The following is a 17,237-nucleotide window of genomic DNA, read 5'->3' on the forward strand; positions in this document are numbered from 1 at the left end:
GCTGGGATGATATAACAAAAATAATATAAAACCAAAATGGAGGGTTAAGGTATGCTGTATCATAATGGGGAAAAACTTACAAAAGAGAAATTTCAGAATCCGGGCAGCGAGTACAGGGCAGCACCGTTCTGGGCCTGGAACTGCCGCATGACAAAAGCAGAGATCGACAACACTCTGGATGCTCTGAAGGTAATGGGAATGGGCGGCGGACATATCCACTGTCGCACAGGAATGGATAATTCTTACATGGGTGAAGAGTTTCTGGATCTGGTAAAATATTCCTGGAAAAAAAGCCTGGAAAAAAATATGCTGACTTGGCTGTATGATGAAGACCGCTGGCCATCCGGAGCAGGCGGCGGACTGGTAACAAGAGACCACAAATACAGGATCCGTTTTCTGCTTTTCACTCCGGAGTGCCAGGATGGAAAAGAGATTGAAAACAGCGAACTTCGTTCTTCCGGACAGGCGATCCGAAGCAATGAGCGTACTTTCCTTGGAAGATATCAGGTACGGCTGGAGAATGGTTACCTTGCAGAGTATGAAAAGATCGATGAGAATGCACCGCTGAAGGAGGGATTTCAGGAATGGTTTGCCTATCTTGAGGTGTCCGGTGATAATCCGTGGTTTAACAATGAGGCGTATCTGAACACACTGGATAAAGAGGCAGTGGAACGTTTTATCCAGGTAACCCACGAGAAGTATTATGAAAATCTGGGAGAGGAGTTTGGGAAAACCATTCCTGCTATCTTTACAGATGAGCCGCAGTTTTCCCATAAACAGTGCCTGGATTTTGCGGATGAGCGGATGGATGTGACCATTCCATATACCGATGATCTGGAAGAAACTTTTCGTGATGCATATGGACATAGCCTTCTTAAGCATCTTCCGGAACTGTTCTGGGAACTTCAGGGAGATGCAGTTTCCAGAATCCGTTATGAGTATCATGACCACATTGCGGAGCGTTTTGCAGAGGCTTTTGCGGATACTGTGGGAGGCTGGTGTAAGGAACATGGCATTGCCCTGACCGGACATATGATGGAGGAGCCGACTCTGGAAACACAGACAGCGGCTCTTGGAGAAGCCATGCGTTCCTATCGTTCCTTTGAGATTCCGGGAATTGATATGCTCTGTGACAGAAGAGAATTTTCTACCGCAAAGCAGGCAGAAAGTGCTGTGCACCAGTTTGGAAGAGAGGGAATGACAAGTGAGCTTTATGGTGTTACAAACTGGGATTTTGATTTCCGGGGCCATAAGCTTCAGGGGGACTGGCAGGCAGCTCTTGGAGTAACGGTCCGTGTGCCACATCTGACCTGGACTTCCATGGCAGGCGAGGCAAAACGTGATTATCCGGCTTCTATCAGCTACCAGTCACCGTGGTATAAAGAATATCCTCTTGTGGAGGACTATTTTGCAAGAGTCAATACCGCTCTCACAAGAGGCGTGCCGCATGTAAAGCTGGCAGTGATCCATCCGGTAGAGTCTTACTGGCTTTTCTGGGGACCGAAGGAGCAGACAGCACCGATCCGTGAGGAAATGGATGAAAACTTTATCCATATGATCGAATGGCTGCTTTATGGTACCGTTGATTTTGATTTTATTTCAGAATCTCTGCTTCCGGATCTGAATCAGGGACAGGAAGAGAAAAAACTTCTGAAGGTGGGAGTAATGAAATATGATACAGTTCTCGTACCGAACTGCCTGACACTTCGAAGCTCTACTTTGGAGATTCTTGAGAAATTTAAGGAAAGAGGCGGCCGGGTGATCTTTGCAGGACAGCTTCCGAAATATGCAGATGCCTATCCGTCAGATAGAGGTGCAAAGCTGGCAGAGAAGTGTGAGATTGTGGCATTCAGCAAGTACCGTCTGCTGGAAGCTGTGAAAGAGGCAAGAGATATCGAGGTACTTGAGGATGACGGTAAACCAGCTACAAACCTGATCTACCAGATGAGAGAAGAGGGAGAAAACCGCTGGCTGTTTCTGTGCCATGTAAACCGTACAGAGAAGATCTCAGATGCTTGTATCGTGATCAATGAACTGCAGGAGCGTAAGAAAAATCAGGATCTTCCAAGAAAAGAAAAACTCCGCATCCGTATCCGCGGATCCTGGAAGGTGACGGTATATGATGCCATGACAGGTGAAATTTATCCGGTGAAAGCAGAATACCATAAAGGGGACACTGCTCTGGAACGAAGCATGTTTGACCACGACAGTCTTCTTCTCTGGCTGGAGCCGGCTGGTACAGCATCCATGGTATCAGAAGAATTGCTTTCTGAAACAGATAATGCTGAGAATACTGAGAGTGGTTCTGCCAGTGAGGAGAAGAAATGTAGCTGCCAGCTGGATATTTCCGATCAGGTGGAGATTGTCCGCAGTGAGCCGAATGTAAGTATTCTGGATCTGGCTGAATATGCGTTTGACGGTGGGGAGTGGCAGCCGGAGGAAGAGATTCTCCGCATTGACAATCTGTTCCGTGAGAAACTGGGATATCCGCTTCGCATGGAGGCTTTTGCACAGCCGTGGACCAATGACAGAGAGGAAGGCTTTGAACATACTTTGTCCCTGCGATTCCATATTCATACAGAGGTTCTGTTGGAAGGGATTTTCCTTGCTATGGAAAATGACGAGAAAACCAGAATATTCCTGGATGAGAAAGCAGTGGAAAACCGTACAGAGGGATGGTATACAGATCACTGTATCCGCAAAGTGCCGCTTCCGAAGATGGAATCCGGAGAGCATGAACTGGTTGTGGAGATCCCTTACAATTCCAAAGTGAATATCGAAGCGATGTTCCTGCTGGGAGAGTTTTCCGTGAAAGCTGTGGGAAGAGACCAGGTGCTGGATGCGGTGAGCCACAAGGCAGCCTTCAGTGACCTTACCGTTCAGGGTTATCCGTTCTATGGTGGAAATGTGACATATAAAATTCCATTTATCAGCAAAGGCGGAGAAGTAAATGTACGGGCAAATCTGTTCCGCGCACCGGTTATGAAGGCTTCTGTGGATGGAAAAGAAGCGGGGTATATTGCATTTTCTCCCTATGAGGTATCTCTTGGTGAACTGCCGTCAGGAGAGCATCTCCTGGAGCTGACTGTATTTGGAAACAGGGTGAATACATTTGGAACCTTACATAACTGTGATCAGAAAGAAGACTGGTATGGACCAAATGCATGGAGGACAACCGGCGACCTCTGGTCCTATGAGTATCAGATAAAACCGTCAGGCCTTCTGAAGGCGCCGGTTCTTGTAGAGAAAAATTAAGCCTTGTAATTATAAAAAGAGCGCGTTATAATGAACTCATAAAAAAGAAAATTTCTTCGGGGCAGGGTGTGATTCCCTACCGGCGGTATAGTCCGCGACCCGCTTTGGCGGCTGATCTGGTGAAATTCCGGAACCGACAGTAAAGTCTGGATGAGAGAAGAACGCGCAGTATTTAAAGAACGTGCTCAGTGCCCCGGGAAGAAGCTCCCGGGGCTTTTTATGTGAAAAAATTTTTTCGCATAAAGATTTCTTGTGGAAATTTTCTTTGAATATTTCTGAAGAAGGAGAGAGAGTTATGAGCGAACAGATATTACAGAGAGGAAATGCCGTGGAAAGAAGCAGAACAAGAACCATCGCGCAGGTAGCCATGCTTGGTGCTGTGGCAGGAGTATTAATGAATCTTGAGTTTCCGATCCCGTTTCTTGCACCGTCTTTTTATCAGCTTGATTTTTCCGAGGTACCGGTTATGGTAGGAACCTTCGCTATGGGACCTGTGGCAGGTATCCTGATCGAGCTTGTGAAGATTCTCGTACATCTTGTGACTAAGGGAACCATGACTGCCGGTGTTGGTGATGTTGCCAATTTCCTGTTTGGATGTGCCTATGTGGTACCGGCCGGCCTGATCTACCGTTTCCGTCACAAAAAGAGCAGAGTACATGCAGTTGCAGGTATGGCAGCAGGAACAGTCCTGACAGCAATCCTTGCATGCTTTGTCAATGCCTTTGTGCTGCTTCCGGCTTACGGTAAGGCGTTTGGAATGCCGATCGAGACCTTTATCCAGATGGGAAGCGCAGTACACGGCTCCGTAAACGGCCTGCTTACCTTTGCACTGCTGATCATTGCTCCGTTTAATATCTTTAAATATGCACTGACATCTCTGATCGTATTTGTAATTTATAAGAAGATCCGTGTTGTACTGAAGGGTGACTGATCATAAGCAGCTGACGGAGGATGAAGAAAAGATCAGAAATTGGTGGTTTCAGATAAATATCTGAGAATGTGAGAAATGCCATGTAATATATTGCCGATGGGCAGTAAATTACATGGCATTTTTTATGTTATAGGAAATTACTCCGTAATGTTCCTATAACATAAAAAAGCCCTCCGGGCAGGATCGCACTGCGACGGAGAGGAATAATGTCGCTGAAGCGACCCGTCGCAGGCGGAGAATCCTGCAAGCAGGATTCTTTCTTGTGTCAGGCGTTTTGTTCTGCAGCTTTCATGACTCCAAGCTCACGTCTGGCAAAAACAACGGCCAGCACAAATGCAGAGGTATCTGCAATTGGTCCTGCGTACATGACGCCATCGATTCCGAAGAAGACCGGGAAGATGACGATCAGCGGCAGCAGGAAGAGCATCTGCCTTGTGAGAGACATGATCACACCAAGCCTGGCTTTTCCAATGGAGGTAAAAAAGCCGGCGGACATGGGCTGGATTCCGTTGGCAAAGGTCATCAGCATGAAGATGCGGAGATATTTTTCTGCAAAATGAAAGTACAGGTCGCTGCCGTTTCCGAAGATGCCTACGATCTGATGCGGGAAGAACTGGAAGCAGATAAAAAATATGGTTGCGATCACAGTACATAAGGTTACGGAATAGCGGTATGTCTGGCGTACACGGCTGTATTTTTCGGCACCGTAGTTAAATCCCAAGATGGGCTGGGAGCCCTGGGAGATTCCGATGCAGATGGCCATAAATACCTGATTGACTTTGGAAATGATCCCTGCACAGGCGATTGGAATATCACTCCCGTAGGCGGAGAGTGCTCCGTAATGGCGAAGTGTATTGTTCATGACGATCTGCACTGCAGCAATGGCAACCTGATTGATACAGGATGCCATTCCCAGAGAAAAAATGGCAGACAGATTGCGTGCCTCAGGAATCAGCATGGAGTGGTCCAGGTACATTTTCCGGAGTCTGGAAAAATAAAAGATGATCAGAAGTCCGGATACGATCTGGCCGATCACGGTTGCCCAGGCTGCACCTTTGATGCCCCAGCCGAATCCAAAGATGAAAAGCGGGTCCAGGATGGTGTTGATGGCGGCACCGGCCAGGATGCAGGTCATGGAATAGGTAGGACTCCTGTCTGCTCGGATCAGGTGGTTGCCGCCTGTGCTTAAAACATAAAAGGGAAGTCCAATGGCGGTGATCCCCATGTAATCAATGGCATAGGGCATGACGTCCGGTGTTCCGCCGAAAAAATGAAGCAGTGGCTTCAGGAACAGAAGGACGATGACAGAGAGTATCGTACCGGAGATTATCAGCGAGGAGAGTCCGGTTCCTGCAATGGAGCTGGCTTTTTTTTCGTTTCCTGCGCCCATTTCCAGGTTGTAATTGGAGGCGCTGCCGATTCCCAGGAGCAATGCAGCAGCAGTAGAGATAATGGTTACGGGAAATGCGATGTTTGTGGCGGCGTTTCCAAGCATTCCTACGCCCTGTCCGATAAAGATCTGGTCAACGATATTGTACAGAGCGCTGACCAGCATGCTGATGATGGCGGGAATGGCGAATTTGGTGATCAGGCTGCCTACAGGGGCGGTTCCCAGAGGGTTTTCGGCCTGGGCAGCATTGGTCTGGTTTTTCAATGTTTTTTCCTTCTTTCTTGTCTACAGTAGCTGTTTGGTGATGTGATAAGTGGATTTTTAATTTTATAGCAGGATATTTATTATAGCACTATTGTGAAGTGAGTGTAAGTATAAAAAATTGACCTTTGGTTTTGGATGGGATAAAATGTTTTTAGAAAAAATTTTCGGGAAGGAGCTTTTCAGATGGGTAAGATCAACAGTGTGAAAAAACTTACAGATAATAAGTTCGTGAATCTTTATGGGGTGGATGCGACCAGTGTACATGATACGCCGGTTTCTTATTTTGTGGCCTCCAGGGCGAAGTGTGTGGAGGATTTGAAGCTTTCTACAGGGGAGAATCATCCGGATGGGGTGATCATTTACAGTGTTTATGGAGAGAAGCGGGATAAGGTTGTGCTGATCCGTCAGTATCGGTATACGATCGGCGGGTATATTTATGAGTTTCCGGCGGGGCTTGTGGAGCCTGGGGAGGATTTCCATGAGGGTGCTGTGCGGGAGATGTTTGAGGAGACCGGGTTGAAGCTGGAGCCGATCAAGGTTGCGGAGGCTTTTGAGAAGCCTTATTTTACGACGATTGGGATGACGGATGAATCCTGTGCTACGGTTTATGGGTATGCCAGTGGTGAGGTTAGTAAGGCTGCTCAGGAGGATAGTGAGGAGATCGAGATTGTGATCGCGGACCGGGATGAGGTCAGGAGGATACTGAAGGAGGAGAGGGTTGCGATCATGTGTGCTTATATGCTGATGCATTTTCTTGAGGATGAGGAGGTGTTTGGATTTCTTGGGGAGATTTAAACGGAGGTAGTTATATGGCGGAAGGGGACGCCAGTGAGGGGCTTCTTTCCAGGCTGGGGCTTCGTCGGGGGCTGGCTTCTAAGGTGCCGGAATTCTGCTAAAAGCGCTTCAAAAAATCTCGAACTCGCGTCTGAAGCCGCTCAAACAGCGAGATTTTTTGAAGCAACGCAGATTTCCGCCACCTAAGAATCAGCTCCCCTCCTGCAGAGTCAGCCTGGAAAGAAGCCCCTCACTGGCTGTGCATTGGCCGTGAGACGTGTTAAATCTCGTGGGGAGTGTTGGTAGTGCGGTTGCGGATTCCCCATTTTGATCAGAGCTCTGTGAGTTTTCCCAGGTCTTTGTTGTATTTGCAGTATTTGCCGTTTTCGGAGATAAATGGCTGGTAGGTGTCGGTACGGTTGTCTTTGACGTAGACGATTCCGGTGGCGATCATTTCTACCAGGGAGAAGCGTTTGCTTAAGCTGGAGATCCAGCGGTAGGTCTTTTCGTTGCCGGAGTCTGCCATGAGGAGGTTGTAGCCGCCTGGGCAGGCTTTCAGGGTGAAGTAGATTTTCTGGGACCGGATGGAGGTGTTGAAGACCTGGCCGGTGATGTAGGTGGAGAAGTTGGTTTCTACAAATTGGCGGAAGGTGTAGAAATCGTAGATCACGCCGGTGGTCTCATCTTTGATCTTGTCGCCGCGTTCGATGCGGGCTTTCAGGAGCTTGAGGACTTCGATGGTCCAGTTGATGAAGGAGATGCTGCTGTAGGTCATGCTTTCCTGAAGCTTGTCGATCAGCTGTTTTGACAGGATGTTGGATTTTGATGCTTCATTAAAAAGTTCTTCGTTCATAAGGTTCCCTCCAGTGTTGGATTTTTATATGGTTTTCGCTCTTTTTTTGTATCTTTTATTATAAGCCTGAATTGTATATAAAGCAATAAAAAACGTGTAAAATACAATGATAATTCGTGCAATATGATATTTGATTAACGAATATATATGAGGAATATTAGGATTTTTATAGGACTTATCTTCTTTTTTACGACAAACTATTGACAGATTTGAGTGATTTAAGAGATAATTTTGTTATAAAAACTGCAACGGTCGGGAGTGTGCTGGATCGGATTCCAGAAATGGGTCTGTGATTGGCTGTCAGGCAGAGAAATGAGGAATTGATAAATGGAGAATAACGGAGAGATTAAAGTTAAGAGCTTACAGAAAGCATTGGAGATTCTGAACTGTTTTACTGTGAAACAGCCCCTAGGTGTAACAGAGATTAGTGAGAAACTTGGCCTGTATAAGAGTAATGTTCATAATATTCTGGTTACGTTTACTACAATGGAGTATCTGGTTCAGGATCCGGAATCAGGGAAATTTCGGCTGGGACCGGAGGTTATGACGCTGAGTCACGCGTTTCGGGAGAATCTCGATATTACCAGGATTGCTGTGCCGGTTATGCGTGAAATAGCGAATGAAGTGCAGGAACTGGTTTATCTGGCTGTGCCCAAGGGTGAGGATATGTTGTATCTGGAGGCTGTTTCACCGGAGAATCAGAGGCTTGTGACGAAGTCAGTAGCCGGTGAGTGTTCGAAGATGTACTGTACAGGTGTAGGAAAAGCTGTTTTGGCGACTATGTCCGAGGAGGATAGGAAGAAGCATATTCCGGAGAAGTTAGAGGCTTTTACAGAATATACGATTATAGACCAGAAGGAACTGGATGAGGAAATCGAGAAGGTTCAGGAGCGTGGATATGCGGTGGACGATATGGAAGTTATGTTTGGCGTGAAATGTGTAGGTGTGGCTCTTCTTAATCACGAGGGAGAAGCGGAGGGGGCTTTAAGTATCAGTGCTCCGTCCTTGAGGATGAATGAGGAAAATATTCGGAGATATGCAGGAATTCTGAAATCCAGTGCTCAAAAAATACAAAAGCTTTTGTAGAATATGTGAAAAACACACAAAAAATTAAAAAGAGAAATATTTTTATTGAAAAAATATACTAACAGTGATATAGTTAAATTACAAAAATAAAGAACACAGTTCTTTAATAAAGAACAGAAGACGAGCCCGGCATTCAGGCCGGGTTAAAAAATAAAAAATATAGAGAACTGTGTTCTGCAATAGAGAACGAACGTGAGCTAAAGGAGGATTTTCAGATGGCAAACAAACCTTATGTAGTAGTGGAATGGAACGACACAGAAACAAATGCAAAAGGATGGATGTGTGCATATAATTTTGTAGGACATTATTGTGGTGGTGGCACAAGAATGCATCCGACAGTAACTAAGGAAGAAGTTATCCGTCTGGCAACAACGATGGGATATAAATATAAAGCCTGTGAATCAATGACAACCGGTGGATGTAAAGCAGGTATTGCCTATGATTATAAGGCTCCGGATGCTGAGGATGTTCTTCGCAGATTCCTTACAGCAACTGCTCCTTATATTAAAGCAGGTGTTTCTATCGGCGGTGATCTTGGAGTTGATTATTCTGTAGTTCTTCGCATTCTTGATGATCTGGGAATCGGAATTCCGCAGACAAAAGCTATGAAAGAAGATCCAGATATCCATCAGGGTATTGTGAACCATGACAGGGCAGAAAAAGAGCTTACATATGACGGATTCAAGATGTATGACATGATTACCGGTTATGGTGTTGCGGCTGCGGCTGATGAAGCATGGAAACTTAAAGGTGAAAAAGAAGGTGCATCTGTTGTTATACAGGGATTCGGATGTGTTGGTGCCAGCTGCGTAAATTCTTTGAATAAGATGGGATATAAAGTTGTTGGTATCGCAGATGTAAACGGACTTGTTTACTGCAAGGAAGGTCTTGATATTCCGAAGCTGGTGGCAACCAGACTTCCGAAGGGCGAATTAAATAAAGAAGCTTTTGAAGATAATTATCAGGTACTTCCAAACTCTGAGTGGCTCAGCCAGGAATGTGATATTCTCATTCCTGCAGCTCTGGAAGATGTTATCAATAAAGATAACGCAGATAAGATCAAAGCATCTCTTATCGTAGAGGCAGCGAATATTCCGACAACACCGGAAGCAGATGAGATCCTTCGTAAGAAAGGTATCGATGTAGCAGTAGATTTCATCTCCAACCTTGGAGGAATCCGTATTTATGAAGCAGTTATCTTCCGTGTCGTAAAGATTGAGAACATGAGCGATGAGGACGCTGCAGCAGCAATCGTAAAGGATACCGAAGATCTGATCCGCAAACAGACAAAAGTAGTATTTGAGGAATCTACTAAGACCGGTGAATTTACAAGAGATGTAGCAAGAAGACTGTTTACTCCTGACAAATCTGATACACCGGATATGTAATGGATGAATAACTGATAAAGTACCAACATTGAGAACCGATTAAGGGGATGCCCCGTGATGGGCATCCTTTTTTAAAGAAATACAGGGTCAGGGGGATTGTATGAATTCAAAATTAAGAAAGTATCTCACCATTATTGCATTGGGTCTGGCAGGAGGCTCTATTTATTTTTTACCATATGTAAAGTATGTATTTTATGATGCACAGATCTCAACTATGGGAATTACAAATACACAGTCAGGGCTTATGCTGACAATGTATACGATCGGAAATATGATCCTGTATATTCCTGGAGGCATCATTGCGGATAAGGTATCGCCAAAGAAAGCGCTAGTGGTTTCACTCCTCAGTACAACAGCACTGGCATATATCTATGCGTTTTCCATGAATTTTGCAGTGGCCATGGTGATCTGGCTGGGGTTATCTTTCAGTACCGCATTTGTATTCTGGTCTTCTCTGATGAAAGCGATCCGCATTATCGGAACAGAAGAAGAACAGGGATTCATGTACGGATTATATTATGCATGCAATGGAATTACAGGCGCCCTGACCAATACACTAGCATTAAATATTTATAAAACAGCAGGTGATAATGTATCATCCGGTTTTGTCCGGGCTGTAATAAGCGGCGGAAGTGTTGCGGCAGTTGCAGCTATCCTTCTTATCTTCCTCATGAAGGATGATAAAAAAGAGGCTGTCGCAGTAGATGACGGAGAACCGAAATTCCAACTCTCAGATCTGGGAAAACTCTTAAAGATGCCAGTTGTATGGGTGGTTGCTTTTACGATTTTCTGTGGGTATGGATATTATACAAGTACTTCTTATTTCAATCCGTTTCTTACAGAAGTGATCGGTGTATCTCCGGAGAGCTCCGGCCTGATTTCCATTATCAGAAATTATCTTCTGCTCTTGCTTGCACCGGTAGGTGGAATTCTTGCAGATAAAGTGTTCAAATCAACCTGTAAATGGCTGATGACAGCATTTATCATTCTGGCAGCACTGTTTGGTATTGTAATGATCTTGCCATCAGATATCAGTCCAATGGCAGCAAGCCTTTACACGCTAATCCCAGGTGCGTTTGCAATGATGATGTACGGTGTTGTGTTTTCCACAGTCAGTGAGGCTGGAATCCCGAGAATGATGACAGGAACTACGATAGGAATTGCTTCGATCATCGGTTATCTTCCGGATTCTATTTATTCCGTTATCTTTGGAAAATGGATGGATAAGCATGGAGCAGCAGGATATAACTATATTTTTACATTCCTGATGATAACTGGTGTTATCGGTGCCGTACTGGCTTTCACTATTTACCGTCTGGGAAAGAAAAACAGAGAACAGGCTATATAGAGAGGGTTCGATTATGGGAAAAGAAAATAAAGAAAAATTATATATCAATCCAAAGAGATGCAAGGGCTGCGGATACTGTATCAATGCATGTCCCCAGGGTGCACTCAGTGTATCAGATTTTGTAAACGAAAAAGGATACAATACAGTTCAGGTAGATGAAGCAAAATGTGTGGCATGTGGTATGTGTTACCGAGTATGTCCGGATTATGTATTCGAATTAAGATGAAGGAGGTCAGTTATGGCTAAGGTATTGTTAAAAGGAAATGAAGCACTGGCCGAAGCTGCACTGGCAGCAGGATGCCGTTTTTACAGTGGATATCCGATCACCCCGCAGACAGAGATCCTGGAGTATTTATCCTGGAGAATGGAAGATGTGGGCGGAACTTTTATTCAGGCTGAATCTGAGCTTGCAGGTGTCAACATGGTTCTTGGTGCAGCCGCAGCCGGTGCACGTGCGCTGACAACTTCATCAGGTCCTGGATTTTCCCTGAAACAGGAAGGAATTTCTTACCTTGTAGCAGCAGACCTTCCGGCAGTTATCGTAGATGTAATGAGAATCGGAACAGGTCTTGGCGATATCGCACAGGGCCAGGGAGATTACTGGCAGCTTACCAGAGGAGGAGGTCACGGCGATTACCACACACTGGTTCTTGCACCGGCATCTGTGCAGGAAAATGCGGATATGATGGCAGAAGCTTTTGACCTTGCTGAGAAATACCGTCATCCCGTACTGATCGCTTCTGACGCTGCGATCGGACAGATGATCGAGGCAGTGGAGATTCCGAAATTTATCGAGCACGATATCAATAAATATGACTGGACCATCAAGGGCTGCAAGAAAGGCGACGAGCAGAGAAAAATCCAGAATGTTTATTATACACATCCGGATTATGAGACATATCTTTCTGATAAATATGCTGAAATGGAACAGACAGAACAGAGATACGAATGTATTCAGGTTGAGGATGCAGAAGTTGTTCTGGTAGCATATGGAATCAGCTCCAGAGTTTGCAGAGAGGCAGTGGAGATCGCAAGAGAAGAAGGCTTCAGGATGGGACTGATCCGTCCGATCACACTGTGGCCGTTCCCTGTAAAAGCTTTTGAACAGGCAAAGGAAGCAAAGGCATTTCTTACCGTAGAGATGAATATCCTCGGACAGATGGTAGATGATGTAAAACTTGCAACAGGCGGAAGATATCCGGTAGATCATTATGGATCGATCTTTGAAATTCCGGAATCTGAAGGAATCATTGCAAAAGCAAAAGAAATGTTAAAAAAGGGGGAAGCATAACATGAGATTAGTAGCTCCTGAAACAATTACATTTACGCAGAGCGGGTTCTGTCCGGGCTGTGGACATGGACTGGCTGTCCGTCTGATCGCAGAAGTTATGGAAGAGATGGGGTTAAGCGAAAAACTTCTGGCAATCGTTGATGTTGCCTGTGGTTCTTTGAATATTGATTCCTGGAGATTTGATACTATTATGGCAGCGCATGGACGTCCCATTGCAACTGCTGTCGGTGTAAAAAAAGTCCGTCCGGAAAATCCGGTTATGGCATATATCGGCGATGGTGCAGCCTATTCTATAGGAATGGCTGAGACCATGCATACTGCAATCCGAAATGACAATGTGGTGACTGTCGTTATCAATAACAGCCTTTACGGTATGACAGGCGGACAGTGTGCACCGACTTCTCTGCCAGGACAGATCACAACATCCACTCCGCGAGGAAAAGATCCGAAAAAAGCCGGAATGCCATTCCGTGTGGAAGAAGCCTTTACAGGATTTGATATTGCATACCTCGCAAGAGGCTCCATGGCAGATGCCAAAGGAATGATGCAGTCCAAGAAATATATCAGAAAAGCTTTTGAAAAGCACATGAAAGGAGAAGGCTTCTGCCTTGTAGAACTTCTTTCTCCATGTCCGACAAACCTGAATATGACTCCGGTGAAGAGTGTGGAACGTATTAAAAACGAGATGATCAAATACTTCCCGCTGGGAGAATTCAAGGATAAAAAAGAGGAGGCATAGATTATGGGAAAAGAAATTATTTGCGCGGGATTCGGTGGACAGGGTGTCCTGACTGCCGGTATGCTTCTGATAAACGCAGGAATGGAACAGGATAAGAACGTATTGTTTTATCCCTCCTATGGCTCCGAGATGCGTGGCGGTACCGCAAACTGTACCGTAAAGGTCAGTGAAAAGCTGATCGCCAGCCCGATCTCTAAGCATCCGGACATCCTTTTTACCATGAATGCGCCAGCCATTGATAAATTTGAAGAGAGATTAAAACCAGGCGGACTCCTTCTGGTAAATTCCTCCATTGTTCCGGAAGGGCGTAAATACAGAGAAGATATTAAAGTTATAAAAATTCCTGCAACCGATATTGCTGCAGAAGTAAAAAATCCGAAGGGTGCAAACCTTGTCATGCTTGGAGCACTGGCTGCCAATAGCGACCTGTTCTCTGTAGAATATATGGAATCTGCCATCGTTTCTTTCTTTGAGAAAAAAGGAAAAGGCAAATATAATGAAAAAAATATAGCCTGCTATCGAAGGGGAGTAGCCGGTAAATAGGATCAGGAGGTGACTGATATATGAATCTTACCAAGCTGTTAAAACCAAAGTCAGTTGCTGTTATCGGTGCAAGTGAAAAAGAAGGTTTTGGCGGAGATGTATGCCGGAATACTCTCAGCTATGTGGAAGATATGAGCAGAGTATACTTTGTACATCCGAAAAGAGAAAGCGTATTTGGAGTTCCCTGCTATAAGAGCATTTCTGATATACCGGATACCATTGATATGATGGTAATCTGTACTTCACAGAAAACAGTCATCCCGCTTCTGAAAGAAGGAGCAGCCAAGGGTGTTGGCGGGGCCGTTGTTTTTGCCAGCGGATATGGCGAGATCGGAACAGACGAAGGCCGTAAAAATGAGGCGGAACTGATCGCAGCAGCAAAAGAACTGGACATTGCAGTCATGGGACCAAATTGTGCCGGATTTGTAAATTACATTGATAATGTGCAGGCTTTTGCATTTATCTCTGCAAAGAGAGACAGGAAGGGAAGCGTCGGTGTTGTTTCACAGAGTGGTCAGTTATGCCTTTCCATGATGGATGCTCCTGGAATGCGTTTTTCCTACAGCATTTCAGCCGGAAACGGAAAAATCGTTCAGATGGAAGATTATATGGAATTTCTCGTAGAAGATGAAGATACAAAAGTTGTCAGTGTTTATATCGAGGGTGTAAAAAATGCAGCAAAATTTGCAGATGTTCTGAAAAAAGCAGCTGCGAAAAAGAAACCTGTTGTGATCCTTAAAGCAGGAAGAAGTGCTAAAGGCGGAGCAATCGCAGCTTCCCACACAGGAAGTCTTTCCGGGTCCGATGCATCTTTTGATGCAGTGCTGAAAAAATTCGGAGCGATTCGTGTAGACGATCTGGAAGAGCTGATCGCTACTTCACTGATGCTGGCTACTTTGGATCATTATCCGAAAAAGGCAGTTTTCGCATCTATGAATCTTTCCGGAGGCGAGACAGGGATCTGTGCGGATGTAGGAAGCCTTAACGGAATCGAATATCCAGATTTTGCACCGGAAACCCTTGCAAAACTGAAAGAGCAGCTTCCGTCCTATGCATCTCCGAATAATCCGCTTGATATGACGGCCAGTCTTTCCTATGATGCAGATCTGTACGCAGGCGCACTGAGTACAGTGATGGATGATCCAAATATTGAGATGGTATTGATCGGCTATACTCTGCTTCTTGAAGTAGCAGACCCTGCGATTCACTATATGTATCAGGGAATTGAAAAAGTTGTACGGGAAAAAGGTGAGAACTGCAAACCGATTGCCATGATACCGTTTGCGGAAAACACCAGAAACCCGGAATACCAGGAAAAACTCTTCAAGATCGGAGTGCCGATTCTTCCGCCTCCTGTATATGCATTTAAGATCCTTCGTCATCTGGCGGATTTTATTTCCTATACTTCCGAAGGAAAAACACTGGAACTTTCTGCCGGAGCACCTGCTGGTAAGGATACCTTCGCATTGTCTGAGCATGACAGCAAGATGGAGCTTGCAGATTTTGGCGTAGATATTCCAAAAGAAGTCATTGCAAAAACGGTGGAAGAGGCAGCTGCATTTGCAGAAAGTGCTAACTGCCCGCTGGCTATGAAAGTAGAATCCGCAGACATCCTGCATAAGAGTGATGTTGGTGGTGTAAAACTCAACATCTGTGGAAAAGAAGCCGCGATAAAAGCTTATGAGGAGATCATGAGTAATGTAACCGGTGCGAGACCGGATGCGAAGATCAACGGAATCCTCATGGTTCCCATGCTGAAACCTGGCGTGGAAATGATCATCGGAGTAAACAACGATCCACAGTTTGGCCCTATGATCATGGTAGGAATGGGCGGTGTGTTTGTAGAGGTATTTAAAGATGTGGCTTTATATCCGGCGCCACTGTGTGAAGCGGAAGCTCTGGATATGCTGAAATCACTGAAATCCTACAAACTCCTTAACGGCTACAGAGGAAACGCAAAATGCGATATTCCGGCATTGTGCAAAACCATCGCAGGAATCAGCAGATATGCCAGCGCAAACAAAGATACTCTGAAAGAACTGGATATCAATCCACTGTTTGTATATCCGGAAGGTGAGGGCGTAGGCGTTGCCGATGCACTGATCGTAAAACATGTAAAATAATTATGCAACAGGAAGAGGGGCATTCACAGTCAATGCCCTTCTTCACTCTGGATATGTATCAGAAGAAGCTATCGAGAGACAACCTGGATAATGAGGTAGAATTGGAAAGGTGAAGCCTATGATAGAATTTACAAATGTTTCGAAATCCTATAAAGATAAACTGATCCTGCGGGATATCAATATGACATTTTCTTCCGGGGAATTTGTTGCCATCATTGGTTCCAGCGGATGCGGAAAAACAACTCTTCTGAAAATGATCAACAAGCTTCTCCCCATGGATCGGGGAGATATTATTATTGATGGAAAATCCATCCGTGAGATCCCGGACATTAAATTAAGAAGAGAAATCGGATATGTGGTACAGGAAGGCGGACTGTTTCCGCATTTTACAGTAAAAGAGAATCTTGAAATTGTTCCTCAGCTTGAGGGAATGGAGCCGGAAAAACGGGAACGGCGAATCAATGAACTCCTGGATATGGTAAATCTTGATCCCAAGATGTACAGCAACAGCTATCCATGCCAGCTTTCCGGCGGACAGCGTCAGAGAGTGGGAGTTGCCAGAGCATTTGCCACAGATTCTGATCTGATCCTGATGGACGAGCCTTTTTCGGCATTGGATCCACTTACAAGAGAAGAACTGCAGGATGAAATCGTCAAGCTGCAGAAAGAATATGAAAAAACAATCGTATTTGTTACCCATGATATGGATGAGGCTATCAAGTGTGCAGATAAGATCTGCTTTATACAGAACGGGACTGTAATACAGTTTGATAAAACAGAAGAGATTCTGAGGCATCCGGCCAATGATTATGTGGAAAAATTTGTAGGAAAGAACCGTCTGTGGGGAAATCCGAAATATATACATGCATCTGACATTATGTGCAAAGAACCATACATACTCTCCAGAGACAGAACTGTGATACAGGCACTCCAGGTGATGAGGCAGAATGCCATCAACAGTATTTTGATCACAGAAGGAAAAAACAGAGAATTTCAGGGAATTGTGTGGCTTGAAGATTTAAGCAAACTTGATGTACAGCATATGTCTGCAAGCATTGGGGATATGATCTCATCGGATTATATATCGGTTTTTGAGGAAAGCTCTCTCCAGGAAATCATTGATGAGATTGATTATTATAAATCCGGTATTATTCCGGTTCTGAATGAACGCCGGGAACTGAGAGGTGTACTGACGAAAAGTATCCTTCTTTCAACACTCAGTAAACGTTATAAAAAAGAACAGGAGGGGTGA

At 45.0% G+C, this 17,237-nt stretch carries 14 protein-coding genes and 1 riboswitch; of the genes, 12 read left to right on the top strand and 2 right to left on the bottom strand.

The annotated features are described in order from the left end of the window. Positions 1-51: 51 nt before the first annotated feature. Positions 52-3,255, top strand: coding sequence for a glycosyl hydrolase (locus V9W66_RS12050; RefSeq protein WP_144095432.1), 3,204 nt, complete (start codon positions 52-54; stop codon positions 3,253-3,255). A gap of 48 nt (positions 3,256-3,303) precedes the next feature. Further along, a riboswitch (FMN riboswitch) is annotated at positions 3,304-3,421 on the top strand. Between the two features lie 129 nt (positions 3,422-3,550). Further along, positions 3,551-4,186 (top strand): ECF transporter S component, encoded by a 636-nt coding sequence (locus V9W66_RS12055; RefSeq protein ID WP_144095434.1) that lies wholly within the window; start codon positions 3,551-3,553, stop codon positions 4,184-4,186. Between the two features lie 265 nt (positions 4,187-4,451). On the opposite strand, the gene V9W66_RS12060 is transcribed toward V9W66_RS12055, so the two are convergent. Continuing rightward, positions 4,452-5,840, bottom strand: a complete 1,389-nt coding sequence (locus tag V9W66_RS12060; RefSeq protein WP_243121818.1) for an MATE family efflux transporter — start codon at positions 5,838-5,840, stop codon at positions 4,452-4,454. Positions 5,841-6,023: 183 nt separating this feature from the next. Between V9W66_RS12060 and V9W66_RS12065 the strand changes: the two genes are divergently transcribed. After that, positions 6,024-6,635 carry an NUDIX hydrolase gene (locus V9W66_RS12065; protein WP_144095436.1) on the top strand — a complete coding sequence of 204 codons (612 nt, stop codon included), beginning with the start codon at positions 6,024-6,026 and terminating at the stop codon, positions 6,633-6,635. Between the two features lie 310 nt (positions 6,636-6,945). Here V9W66_RS12065 and V9W66_RS12070 read toward each other — a convergent pair whose 3' ends face one another. Further along, a complete protein-coding gene (locus tag V9W66_RS12070) occupies positions 6,946-7,467 on the bottom strand; it encodes a hypothetical protein (RefSeq protein ID WP_144095438.1) in 522 nt (173 codons plus the stop codon). A 327-nt stretch (positions 7,468-7,794) separates the two neighbouring features. Here V9W66_RS12070 and V9W66_RS12075 point away from each other — a divergent pair, with 327 nt between their 5' ends. From V9W66_RS12075 to V9W66_RS12115, 9 genes are all read left to right on the top strand, one after another. Then, complete coding sequence (locus V9W66_RS12075; RefSeq protein ID WP_144095440.1) at positions 7,795-8,553, top strand: IclR family transcriptional regulator; 759 nt, start codon at positions 7,795-7,797, stop codon at positions 8,551-8,553. 215 nt (positions 8,554-8,768) lie between these two features. After that, the gene (locus V9W66_RS12080; RefSeq protein WP_144095442.1) at positions 8,769-9,941 is read left to right on the top strand and encodes a Glu/Leu/Phe/Val family dehydrogenase; all 1,173 of its coding nucleotides are present in this window, start codon (positions 8,769-8,771) and stop codon (positions 9,939-9,941) included. A gap of 100 nt (positions 9,942-10,041) precedes the next feature. Then, a complete protein-coding gene (locus tag V9W66_RS12085; protein ID WP_144095444.1) occupies positions 10,042-11,289 on the top strand; it encodes an MFS transporter in 1,248 nt (415 codons plus the stop codon). Positions 11,290-11,302: 13 nt separating this feature from the next. Further along, the gene (locus V9W66_RS12090; RefSeq protein ID WP_144095446.1) at positions 11,303-11,515 is read left to right on the top strand and encodes a 4Fe-4S binding protein; all 213 of its coding nucleotides are present in this window, start codon (positions 11,303-11,305) and stop codon (positions 11,513-11,515) included. 12 nt (positions 11,516-11,527) lie between these two features. Further along, positions 11,528-12,580, top strand: a complete 1,053-nt coding sequence (gene vorB / locus V9W66_RS12095; RefSeq protein WP_144095448.1) for a 3-methyl-2-oxobutanoate dehydrogenase subunit VorB — start codon at positions 11,528-11,530, stop codon at positions 12,578-12,580. Between the two features lies 1 nt (position 12,581). Then, positions 12,582-13,319 carry a thiamine pyrophosphate-dependent enzyme gene (locus tag V9W66_RS12100; RefSeq protein ID WP_144095450.1) on the top strand — a complete coding sequence of 246 codons (738 nt, stop codon included), beginning with the start codon at positions 12,582-12,584 and terminating at the stop codon, positions 13,317-13,319. 3 nt (positions 13,320-13,322) lie between these two features. Then, entirely contained in the window at positions 13,323-13,862 is a 540-nt protein-coding gene (locus tag V9W66_RS12105; RefSeq protein ID WP_144095452.1) for a 2-oxoacid:acceptor oxidoreductase family protein, read from the top strand. A 20-nt stretch (positions 13,863-13,882) separates the two neighbouring features. Next, complete coding sequence (locus tag V9W66_RS12110) at positions 13,883-15,985, top strand: acetate--CoA ligase family protein (RefSeq protein ID WP_144095454.1); 2,103 nt, start codon at positions 13,883-13,885, stop codon at positions 15,983-15,985. Between the two features lie 118 nt (positions 15,986-16,103). Further along, positions 16,104-17,237, top strand: coding sequence for an ABC transporter ATP-binding protein (locus V9W66_RS12115; RefSeq protein WP_144095456.1), 1,134 nt, complete (start codon positions 16,104-16,106; stop codon positions 17,235-17,237).

The organism is Blautia massiliensis (ex Durand et al. 2017) (assembly GCF_051861785.1).
Classification (GTDB): domain Bacteria; phylum Bacillota; class Clostridia; order Lachnospirales; family Lachnospiraceae; genus Blautia_A; species Blautia_A luti_A.